Source organism: Blautia sp. 2227st1_G12_2227SCRN_220401 (assembly GCF_039062885.1).
In the GTDB taxonomy this organism is placed as follows: Bacteria; Bacillota; Clostridia; order Lachnospirales; family Lachnospiraceae; genus Blautia_A; species Blautia_A fusiformis.
Map to the genome: position 1 here is coordinate 110,152 of NZ_JBCLNI010000010.1, position 11,067 is coordinate 121,218.

The window sequence follows — 11,067 nt, forward strand, 5'->3', positions numbered from 1 at the left end:
GAATTATGAGTCATCTGGCCGCCGCGGGAGTCTTTCCGCGGCGACTGTGGCGAAGAGAAGGAGAGTTTTATGAGTTATACTGCTCTTTACCGTAAATTTCGTCCCGACAATTTTGACGATGTAAAAGGACAGGATCATATTGTGACAACACTGACCAACCAGATCAAGGCGAACCGTATCGGACACGCATACCTGTTCTGCGGAACGCGTGGTACCGGAAAAACTACGGTTGCAAAGATCCTGGCGAAGGCAGTAAACTGTGAACATCCTGTAAATGGCAGCCCCTGCAATGAATGTGCCATGTGCAAGGCCATTCAGGCGGGAACTGCCATGAATGTGATCGAGATCGATGCAGCCTCCAACAACGGTGTTGATAACATCCGTGAGATCCGTGAGGAAGTGGCTTATCGTCCAACAGAGGGTAAATACAAGGTTTATATCATCGATGAGGTGCATATGCTCTCAACAGGTGCATTTAATGCTCTTCTGAAAACATTGGAGGAGCCGCCTTCTTATGTTATTTTTATCCTGGCGACTACAGAGGCCCACAAGATACCGATCACAATACTGTCCAGATGTCAGCGCTATGACTTTCACCGGATATCCATTGATACCATTGCTGCCAGACTTTCCGAGCTTCTGACAGCAGAAGGGGTGGAAGCAGAGGAGAAGGCTGTACGCTATGTGGCAAAAAAAGGCGACGGGTCCATGCGAGATGCCCTGAGTCTTCTGGATCAGTGTATTTCCTTTTATCTGGGACAGGTGCTTACTTATGATAAAGTCCTGGATGTTCTGGGAGCTGTGGATACAGAGGTATTCAGCAGGCTTCTCCGAAAGGTTCTTTCCGGCGATGTGACAGGTTCCATCCATGTGCTGGAGGACCTGATCACAGGCGGCCGGGAGCTGGGACAGTTTGTATCAGATTTTACCTGGTATATGCGAAATCTTCTGCTTGTGAAGACTTCCGAAAATCCGGAGGAAGCCATTGATGTTTCTTCTGAGAATCTGAAGCTTCTGAAGGAAGAGAGCGGGATGACAGATGTGGAGACGCTGATGCGTTACATTCGTATTTTTTCCGATCTGTCCAATCAGATCCGTTTTGCAAGCCAGAAGCGTGTATTGGTGGAAATCGCACTGATTAAGCTGTGCAGACCGGCCATGGAGACAAATCTAGACTCTGTTCTTGACAGGCTTCGTGTCCTGGAAAAGCAGATGGAGGAACGGCCTGTGCAGCAGGTGATCGTTCGGGAGAGCGAGGCCGGTGGAGCCGGGGAACCGGGGGCGGCAGTGACCGGTACAGCAACGGTACAGCAGCAGAAACCACAGAAGGCAGCTCCTGAGGATCTTCAGAAGATCGTGGCAGGCTGGCGTGCCATCGTGGGTCAGACTACCGGACTTTTCAAGCAGTCCCTGCAGCGTGCAGTCCCCAAGTATAACGGAGAAACAGGAGATCCCATCCTTTATGTGGAATTCCAGGATTTTCTGGGGATGAATTATGTAGACAATCCGGAGGCGAAGAAAGAGCTTCAGGACATTATTGCTGCCCGGACAGGCAAAAGCGTGGAGATACATATGCTGGTAGCCAACAAACATCAGCACACCAATCTCGCGCAGATCACAGTAGACGATGCACTTCGGGAGAATATCCACATGGATATCGTAGTGGAAGAAGACCCGGATGAGGAGTCATAAATCCGTAAACAAAAAACAGGAGGAAAGTATTATGGCAAAAAGAGGTGGATTTCCTGGCATGGGTATGCCGGGAAACATGAATAATCTTATGAAACAGGCGCAGAAAATGCAGCGTCAGATGGAAGAAAACCAGAAAGCTCTTGAGGAAAAAGAGTTTACAGCAACAGTAGGCGGCGGAGCTGTTTCCGTTACAGTTTCCGGTAAACGTGAAATAACAAAGGTCACACTTTCCGAGGAAGCGGTAGATCCGGATGATATCGAGATGCTTGAGGACATGATCGCGGCAGCAACAAATGAGGCGCTCCGTCAGGTTGAGTCCGAGTCAGCAGCAGTGATGTCCAAACTCACAGGTGGCCTTGGCGGTCTTGGCGGAGGTCTTCCTTTCTGATGGAATATTACAGCAGCCATATCAATAAACTTATTGAGCAGCTTTCCCATCTTCCGGGGATCGGAGCCAAATCTGCCCAGCGTCTTGCATTTCATATCATGAATATGCCGAAGGACCAGGTGGAGCAGCTGACCGCCTCCATTACCGATGCAAGGCAGAATGTTCAGTACTGTAAGTGCTGTTACACGCTGACAGATCAGGAGCTTTGTCCGATCTGCGCCAATCCCAAAAGGGATCACAGCACGATCATGGTGGTTGAGAATACCAGGGATCTGGCAGCATATGAGAAAACAGGTAAATTTGACGGTGTATATCATGTACTTCATGGTGCGATTTCCCCGATGCTTGGGATCGGGCCGGATGATATCAAACTGAAGGAACTGATGAAGCGCCTTCAGGGGGATGTAAAGGAAGTTATTGTGGCAACCAATTCCAGTCTTGAAGGCGAAACGACAGCTATGTACATCAGTAAGCTGATCAAACCGACCGGGATCAAAGTAAGCCGTATCGCCAGCGGAGTTCCGGTGGGCGGTGATCTGGAGTATATTGATGAGGTGACACTTCTCCGGGCACTGGAAGGAAGAGTGGAACTATAACCGGATCAGGTGAAAAATTCCCTGAGGGATTGCAAAAAGTGATAAGCAGCCAGGAAATTTCCCCAGATTATAAAGGAGGTGAGACTGGTGGCAAAAAAGAAAGCAACCTCATCGGATGTGGCAGCACGCGCAGGAGTTTCCCAGGCAACGGTATCCATGGTGCTGAACCGGAAATATAATGTTTCTTTTTCGAGAGAAACTGTGGAGCGGGTGGAGCAGGCGGCCAGAGAGCTTGGCTATGAGCTTCCCGGACGTCGGAAACACAAAGCTGACAGAAAAGAAAAGCTGATCGTTGTTTTCTGTCCCACACTCACCAGTCCCTATTATGTACTGTTGCTTCAGGGAATCGAGGCTGTGGCCAATGAGCAGGGATATGGGGTATTTATCTGCAACACCCAGCGCGATGCGGGGCTGGAAGAAAAATATCTCCGTATGATGCAGACCATGCGGCCGGCAGGGATCATCTATACCTGCAATCCTCATCCGGATTTCCAGCATCAGGTAGAAAAGATCGCAAAAGAAACACCGCTGGTCATCATCAGCAACAAGGAAAAAACAACCACGGTAGATGCTATCAATCAGGACAACACAGTGGTAGGAAGGCTGATGGCCAGACATCTTCTTGATCTGGGGCACACGGATGTGGCATTTATCACGCCGCCACTTACCAGACGGCAGTGGCAGCGATCCAAGCGTGTGGAGGGCTTTGTCCGCGAGTTTGAAAAAGAGGGAAAAAAGGATCATGTGCTCATCAAGGCGGCAGATGAGTCCAATGACAGAAAGATCCCGCGGATGGATTCCGAGTATGCCATGGGCTACGAGCTGACCATGGAGCTTCTCCAGGAAGGACATAAATTTACGGCTATCGCAGGACAGAATGACATGATGGCCATAGGCGCCATTGATGCGCTGCATGAAATGAGGATACACGTTCCGAAGGATGTTTCTGTCATAGGGTGCGACAATATTTTTTATTCCGGCATCCGCAGGATCTCCCTGACAACCATTGATCATTTTGTTGCGCTGAAGGGAAGAGATGCCTGTGACATCATTATCCGTAAGATCGACATGAATGATAAATTTTACCTGGATGAAAGACCTGCCAGCCTGTATAATATCGAATATACCCCGAAGCTGATCACGCGCCGCACGACGGGGTATGCAAGACTGGACAGAAACCAGTCTGATGAACAGAAAAATAAATAATAGCGCAAAAATTATTAATAATAATATATAGAGAGAGTTTCCATGACACATTTGAATAGAAACCTTGTTAGCTACGATAATTACGGCGATATTCGAATTGAGGAAAATGGAAAGAAGCTGTTTTGGGTGAAAAAATTGACAGGCACTATTAATAAAATGTTATTTTATTAATAAAAGATTTATTAATAAAAAGCAGGTGCCTTGACCCCCGCAATGAGTTTGTTATAATGGAATCATCAAGAAAAAGAACGAACGTAAACAGGAGGAAAAAACAATGAAATTTTTTATCGACACAGCTAAAGTAGAGGATATCAGAGAAGCAAATGACATGGGAGTTATCTGTGGAGTTACAACAAACCCGTCTCTGATCGCCAAAGAAGGAAGAGACTTCAACGAGGTGATCAAAGAGATCACAACGATCGTTGACGGACCGATCAGCGGTGAGGTTAAAGCTACCACAACAGATGCTGAGGGAATGATCCGTGAGGGACGTGAGATCGCAGCCATCCATCCGAACATGGTTGTTAAGATTCCTATGACAACAGAGGGACTGAAGGCAGTTAAGGTTCTTTCCTCTGAGGGGATCAAGACAAACGTTACTCTGATCTTTTCTGCTAACCAGGCACTTCTTGCAGCAAGAGCAGGTGCTACATATGTATCTCCGTTCCTTGGAAGACTGGATGACATCTCCACAGATGGCGTTGAGCTGATCCAGCAGATCGCTGAGATGTTTGCAGTTGCAGATATCCCGACAGAGATCATCGCAGCAAGTGTTCGTCATCCAATGCATGTAACTGCATGTGCACTTGCAGGCGCAGATATCGCTACGGTACCGTTCAAGGTAATTGAGCAGATGACACATCATCCGCTGACAGATGCAGGTATCGCTAAATTTCAGGCTGATTACAAGGCAGTATTCGGTGAGTGATCGAAACCTCTTTTATATACAAATTCCCTGTGAACAGCAGGGCACTAAAAAGGAGACATTAATAACATGGATAAGTTAGAACTTCAGAAAGTTGCCAACGAAGTCCGCAAGGATATCGTAACAGCAGTCCATGCAGCAAAGGCCGGCCATCCGGGCGGATCCCTTTCTGCAGCAGACGTGTTCACCTATTTATATTTTGAAGAGATGAACATCGATCCGAAGGATCCTAAGAAGGCAGACCGTGACCGTTTTGTCCTTTCCAAAGGACATACAGCACCGGGACTCTATTCTGTACTTGCAGAGAGAGGATATTTTCCAAAAGAGGATCTGAAAACACTTCGTCATCTGGGCTCCTATCTTCAGGGACATCCGGATATGAAGCATATTCCGGGCGTTGATATGTCCAGTGGTTCTCTTGGTCAGGGAATCTCTGCAGCAGCAGGTATGGCTCTTTCTGCCAAACTCAGTAATGATGACTATCGAGTATATACATTGCTGGGTGATGGTGAGATCGAGGAAGGCCAGGTGTGGGAGGCAGCTATGTTCGCAGGCTTCCGTAAACTGGACAACCTGGTTGTGATCGTAGATAACAATGGACTTCAGATCGATGGTGACATTGCAGATGTATGCTCCCCGTATCCGATCGACAAGAAATTTGAAGCTTTCAATTTCCATGTGATCAATGTTGCGGACGGCAACGATATGGATCAGCTGAAGGCTGCTTTTGATGAGGCAAGAGCTACAAAGGGTATGCCGACAGCTATCATCATGAAAACAGTAAAAGGTAAAGGCGTTTCCTACATGGAGAACGCAGTAGGCTGGCACGGAAAAGCTCCGAATGACGAGCAGTATGCACAGGCAATGGAAGATCTGGAGAAGGTAGGTGAAGCATTATGTCAGAAGTAAAGAAAATCGCAACGAGAGCAAGCTACGGCAGTGCCCTCATAGAATTAGGAAAAAAACACGAGGATCTTATCGTTCTTGACGCTGACCTTGCTGCAGCTACACAGACAGGTATGTTTAAAAAAGAATTCCCGGAGCGTCACATTGACTGCGGTATCGCAGAGTGCAACATGATGGGTATTGCGGCAGGAATCGCTTCTACAGGTAAGGTTCCCTTTGCAAGTACTTTTGCAATGTTTGCAGCAGGACGTGCTTATGAGCAGGTTCGTAACTCCATCGGATATCCGAAGCTGAATGTAAAGATCGGAGCAACTCACGGCGGTATTTCTGTAGGTGAAGATGGCGCCACACATCAGTGCCTGGAGGATTTTGCCCTGATGAGAGTGATTCCGGGCATGGTCGTTGCAAGTCCTTCTGATGATATCGAAGCAAAAGCTATGGTTGCTGCTGCTTACGAGCATCAGGGACCGGTATACATGAGATTCGGACGTCTTGCTGTTCCGGTTATCAATGACAGACCGGATTATAAATTTGAGCTTGGTAAGGGCATCGTTCTCCGCGAGGGAAAAGATCTTACCATCATCGCAAACGGACTTTGCGTTGCACCGGCTCTTGAAGCAGCTGAGAAGCTTGCAGCAGACGGAATCGATGCAAAAGTGATCAATATCCATACCATCAAGCCTCTGGATGAGGACCTTGTTGTTGCAGCTGCCAAAGAAACCGGCAAGGTTGTAACTGTTGAGGAGCATTCCATCATCGGCGGTCTTGGCGGAGCTGTATGCGAGTGCCTGGCTGAGAAGGCACCGGTACCGGTTAAACGTATCGGAATCCATGATGTATTCGGTGAGTCCGGTCCGGCATTAGAACTTCTTCATAAATACGGTCTCGATGCAGAGGGTATCTATAAGCAGATCAAGGAGTTCGCATAATCAAGATCAACAGGGGATAAGTCTGTTTCTGCAGGAAGTATCTTAAGGATCCCGCAGGCGATCACATCTGCAAGTGCTACCACGGTGGAGAGCCGGGTAGTCTGCAGGGTAAGCTGCTCCATGATTCCGGCAGTATTTACAATGCCGGTGATATGGATGTCCCCTACAGGTGGAAGATCTTTCTGAACACCAGCACCTGGGTAAAGTGCACCATTTCCAATGGTCACATAGCCCAGGTGTTTTTTTTGTCCAAGAGAAGCATCTATGGCGATTACAAGGGCGTGTGGATGAAGCCTTGTGATAAGCGATGAAGTTTTTTCCAAGTTCAGGGCATGGACCGGGCAGGAAAGAGTGCCGTAGACAAAAATATGTCCGGTTTCATGAGGATGAAGAAGGTGTCCGATATATGGGCCTAAACAATCTCCGGTAACACGATCACTGCCAATGCATAAAAACACGATCTCAGTCCATTTTTTAGGACAGTGAAGAATGCATTTTTTCAGAAGATAAGCAATCTCGCCGGATGAACCGTTTTTTCCGGCATCAATGTAAAAAGCCATGAGAAACCTCGATTCTTTTTTCACTCTATCATATCCTGAAAAAAGGAAAAATATGCATGGTGCGGAATCTGTCGCTAAATTCTATGGACAGACTCTTACATTCTGCTAAAATCCGCATTTTTACTGTGCTATGCTTGGACAGAAGGAGTGATATGAGATGATAGAAGTCATTTATAAGGAGGACACAACAGAACAGGAAACCGCACAGGAATCGTTTTCCATGCCTAGAAATGTAAGACAGATTGGGCTGGCGAACGGAGATTACAGGATTTATATAGAAGATTATGTATACACATTTCTCTGCAGCCTGGCAGAAGATGAAAAGCCGGAAGGCCAGGGAAGTGTGGCGGTACTTACAGGTGAAATTCAATGGACTGCAGATATGACCTGTATTTTTATAAAAGGTGCCATTGCAGCAGACGGCATGGAGGCTGCGGCAGAACATATTGACTTTTCGGAAAAACTCTGGCAGAAACTGCAGGAGGATAAGGATCAGTATTTTCCGGAGCAGGAGATCGTGGGATGGTTTTTTGCACAGCCTCAGATAGCAATGGAGATCACGGAGCTTTTTGTGAAAGTACATCTCAGACATTTCGGAGGGGAAAAGATCCTGATGCTGATGGATCCTGGAGAACGGGAGGATGCCTTTTTCCGTTATGATGGCGGCATGATGGCAAAACTGAGCGGGTATTATATTTATTATGAGAAAAATTCTCAGATGCAGACGTATATGATCGAACGCAGCCAGAAAGAGGGCGGAGAAGCATCCGAGAAAGTGGAGGACAGGGCTGTCAGAAATTTCAGAAAGATCATAGATAGTAAAAATCCGGAGGAACAGGGAGAAGAGAAAACTTCTGTTTTTTCTTATGCGGCTACGGTGTGTCTGGCATTGGCAGTTCTTGTGGCTGGAGTGGGCTTTTATCGGAATCAGCAGGAAAAAACAGAGGTTCCGGAAGATTATCGCGCTGCTTCTGCTTCGGTGGTGCAGATGACACCTGCAGTAACAGAACCGGTGCGGAGTGTATCGGTTTCGCCAAAGGCGGTGCAGACGCAGAAACCGGTGCAAACACAAAAACCGGTACAGACGCAGGAAGCTGTGCGGGGAACTCCGGTCCCGACGGAAACCATGCAGAAAAGAGAAAAAATCTCAATAACACCGGAACCTCGAAGTTCAAAAAAACAGTCTGTTTCAGAAGCAACGCAAAAAAAGGATAATAAAACAGAAGAGAAAAAAACAGAAGAGACTTCAGTGGCTGCAGGAAATCCTGGAGAAACTTATGTGATCCGCCCGGGAGACACCTTGTATCAGATCAGTCTGAACCGCTATGGCACTGTAGAGGCGATGGAACAGATCTGTGCATTAAACGGAATTTCTGCCAATGAGATCATTTATCCCGGGCAGGTAATTGTACTACCCTGATGGAGTGTGCTATAATAACTGGAAAACCAATTACAAAATAAAATACTTAAGGTAAGGGATACAGTTGTGAATATCATAAAAAAAATACAGAAAAAACAAAAGCGTAAAAAGCTGATGAGGCAAAAAGCCAGGCTTGCACAGGAACAGGCTGCACAGGAAGGCGCTCACTACGGGAGAACTTCTCATCGCCGAAGGATTTCAAGAAAGGGGAAAAAGGTGATCACAGCGGCAGTGATCGCTGCTGCAGTCTGCCTGGTTTTTCTCTATGCAGAAAAAAGAAGCTATCACAGCTATAAAGTATTAAATACAAGCGAACAGGAAGATGTTGTGTCCACACAGTATGTGGACATGGATGGAGATATCCTGAGATACAGTCCGGATGGAGTATCTGTTGTGGACAACAGCATGAATACGATCTGGAATGAAACCTATACAATGCAGAATCCTATTGCAGATGTGAATGGAAGCAGGGCGGTTGTTGCAGACAGCGAGGGAACATCGCTTTATATCTGCGACAAAAAAGGTGTGACCGGAACTGTAACAACATCTTATGCTATTGTAAAAGTGCGGATCGCATCGAATGGAATGGTTGCAGTGATCCTGGACAATGATGATAATACCTGGATCAATTTTTATAATCCGGATGGCAGTCTGGTCGCGGAAAATCTGACTAAGATCGATGATCCGGGATATCCCATGGATGTAGCAGTGTCTGATAACGGAGTGATGATGGTAACATTCCAGTATGTTGATGGAAGCAAGACTACCAGCTATGTGGCATTTTATAATTATGGGGATGTAGGGCAGAATGAGGATGATCGGATCGTAAGTGGTTATACCTATGAGAATGTAGTGATCCCGCAGGTGGAATGTATCAGTGACAGTAAGTATATTGCTTTGCGAGATGATGGATTTTCTACTTACCAGGGAAGCCAGATTCCCAAAGAAAGCAAAACAGTCAATGTAAAACAGGAGATCGTAAGTACATTTTTCAGTGATGACAGGATTGGCCTTGTATTTAAAAACAATAATAAAGATGATCTGTATACAATGGAAGTCTATAGTATGAGCGGACAGCTGAAATTCCGTAAAAATTTCAATATTCCATATACGACTATAAAAATGAGCGGAGATAATATCATCATGTATAACAGCTCGCAGATCTGCGTGATGAACAGCCGTGGCGTACAGAAATATGCCGGAAATGTAGATGGAACGATCCGGGATTTCTTTAAGATCGGATGGAATAAATATCTTATGGTACTGGATACAGGCGTCAGCACCATAAAATTCAGTTAAGGGGGCAGATATGAACTGGACATGGCTTGGACTGGCTGTGCTGGTCCTGCTTGCCTTTTCCATGGTGGATGGATACAGGCATGGCTTTGTAAAAGAAGTAGTATCTGCATTGCTTGTTCTGATCTCCGTTGCTCTGGTATGGCTGATCAATCCTTATGTGAATCAGTTCATACGTGAGAATACGTCTGTTTATGAAAAAATCCAGACTGCCAGCGGATCATTTGTGGATTCTCTGGCAGATGGAAAAGAAACCATGGATGAGGAGGAACAGAAGGCGTTGATCAGCAGTATGGATATTCCGGATCTCCTCCAGAAGGGGATAACAGAAAATAATACGGCATTGGTGTATCAATATCTGGCGGTTAATACATTTGCAGGGTATATTTCCGGATATCTGGCCAATGTAGCAGTGAACTGTCTTTCTTTTTTGGTATCATACATACTTTCCTCAATCCTGATCCATGTGCTGGCGTATGCCATGGATCTCCTGGCAAGATTGCCGGTCATTCGTGGGATCAACAAAATAGCCGGCGCCGTAGTAGGAGGCATGAAGTGTATTGTTTTTGTATGGGTCGGAATGCTGGTACTTACGATTTTATGCAACACGGAAATAGGGCAAAAGGGTCTGGGACTGATCCGGGGTGATACAGTACTGGATTTTCTTTATGATAAAAATATTTTTATCCGTATTTTTACAGGAATATTTTATGGTGGGTAAAAGAAACCGCATTTTGCAGACGGAAAAGCACCAGGATACAGGTGGTGACCATGTCTGTGAAATGCGGTTTTTGGCGAAAAAATACGTTTTTTAGAAAAAAATGAAATTTATGTAAAAAACATGTTGACAGGTAATGGAAAAAATGATATTCTATCAGAGTTGTTAGGAACAAATTGTTTTTAAGAAACAGATAAATACATCTGCTTTCAGAAAAATAAAAAAGTAGTTGACAAAAGACAGAAGATATGATAAAGTATCCAAGTCGTCAACAAAACGACAACAAAATCTTAACTCAAAAATGTTTGAAAAAAACTTAAAAAAGTGCTTGACAAACAAAAAGAGATGAGATAAAATAAACGAGCTGTCTGAGAGACAGACACAACAAACCTTGATAACTAAACAGTGAAACACATACGATTCTCGAAAAT

The 11,067-nt window shown here is 45.7% G+C and carries 11 protein-coding genes; 10 read left to right on the forward strand and 1 reads right to left on the reverse strand.

Features of this window, described 5'->3' with window-relative positions:
- Nucleotides 1-69 precede the first annotated feature (69 nt).
- From dnaX to ABCM67_RS07360, 7 genes are all read left to right on the forward strand, one after another.
- On the forward strand, nucleotides 70-1,692 hold the full coding sequence (gene dnaX / locus ABCM67_RS07330; RefSeq protein WP_092072216.1) for a DNA polymerase III subunit gamma/tau: 1,623 nt from the start codon (nucleotides 70-72) through the stop codon (nucleotides 1,690-1,692).
- A gap of 31 nt (nucleotides 1,693-1,723) precedes the next feature.
- On the forward strand, nucleotides 1,724-2,080 hold the full coding sequence (locus ABCM67_RS07335) for a YbaB/EbfC family nucleoid-associated protein (RefSeq protein WP_015525666.1): 357 nt from the start codon (nucleotides 1,724-1,726) through the stop codon (nucleotides 2,078-2,080).
- Nucleotides 2,080-2,676, forward strand: a complete 597-nt coding sequence (gene recR, locus ABCM67_RS07340; RefSeq protein ID WP_015525667.1) for a recombination mediator RecR — start codon at nucleotides 2,080-2,082, stop codon at nucleotides 2,674-2,676. Before ABCM67_RS07335 ends, recR begins: the two co-directional genes overlap by 1 nt.
- A gap of 87 nt (nucleotides 2,677-2,763) precedes the next feature.
- The gene (locus ABCM67_RS07345) at nucleotides 2,764-3,882 is read left to right on the forward strand and encodes a LacI family DNA-binding transcriptional regulator (RefSeq protein WP_147603229.1); all 1,119 of its coding nucleotides are present in this window, start codon (nucleotides 2,764-2,766) and stop codon (nucleotides 3,880-3,882) included.
- 274 nt (nucleotides 3,883-4,156) lie between these two features.
- Complete coding sequence (fsa, locus tag ABCM67_RS07350; RefSeq protein ID WP_015525668.1) at nucleotides 4,157-4,810, forward strand: fructose-6-phosphate aldolase; 654 nt, start codon at nucleotides 4,157-4,159, stop codon at nucleotides 4,808-4,810.
- Between the two features lie 66 nt (nucleotides 4,811-4,876).
- Complete coding sequence (locus ABCM67_RS07355; protein WP_015525669.1) at nucleotides 4,877-5,716, forward strand: transketolase; 840 nt, start codon at nucleotides 4,877-4,879, stop codon at nucleotides 5,714-5,716.
- Nucleotides 5,704-6,642: a transketolase family protein gene (locus tag ABCM67_RS07360; protein WP_015525670.1), complete on the forward strand. Its 939-nt coding sequence runs from the start codon at nucleotides 5,704-5,706 to the stop codon at nucleotides 6,640-6,642. The genes ABCM67_RS07355 and ABCM67_RS07360 overlap by 13 nt, the downstream gene beginning before the upstream one ends.
- Here ABCM67_RS07360 and yyaC read toward each other — a convergent pair.
- Complete coding sequence (gene yyaC / locus ABCM67_RS07365; RefSeq protein WP_022426512.1) at nucleotides 6,615-7,202, reverse strand: spore protease YyaC; 588 nt, start codon at nucleotides 7,200-7,202, stop codon at nucleotides 6,615-6,617. The two genes, ABCM67_RS07360 and yyaC, sit on opposite strands and share 28 nt — an antisense overlap.
- Nucleotides 7,203-7,359: 157 nt before the next feature.
- Between yyaC and ABCM67_RS07370 the strand changes: the two genes are divergently transcribed.
- The 3 genes from ABCM67_RS07370 (at nucleotide 7,360) to ABCM67_RS07380 (ending at nucleotide 10,639) form a co-directional block, all read left to right on the forward strand.
- A complete protein-coding gene (locus ABCM67_RS07370; RefSeq protein ID WP_022426513.1) occupies nucleotides 7,360-8,622 on the forward strand; it encodes a LysM peptidoglycan-binding domain-containing protein in 1,263 nt (420 codons plus the stop codon).
- 66 nt (nucleotides 8,623-8,688) lie between these two features.
- Nucleotides 8,689-9,921, forward strand: a complete 1,233-nt coding sequence (locus tag ABCM67_RS07375) for a DUF5711 family protein (RefSeq protein WP_022426514.1) — start codon at nucleotides 8,689-8,691, stop codon at nucleotides 9,919-9,921.
- Between the two features lie 10 nt (nucleotides 9,922-9,931).
- A complete protein-coding gene (locus tag ABCM67_RS07380; RefSeq protein WP_021650939.1) occupies nucleotides 9,932-10,639 on the forward strand; it encodes a CvpA family protein in 708 nt (235 codons plus the stop codon).
- Nucleotides 10,640-11,067: the final 428 nt, after the last annotated feature.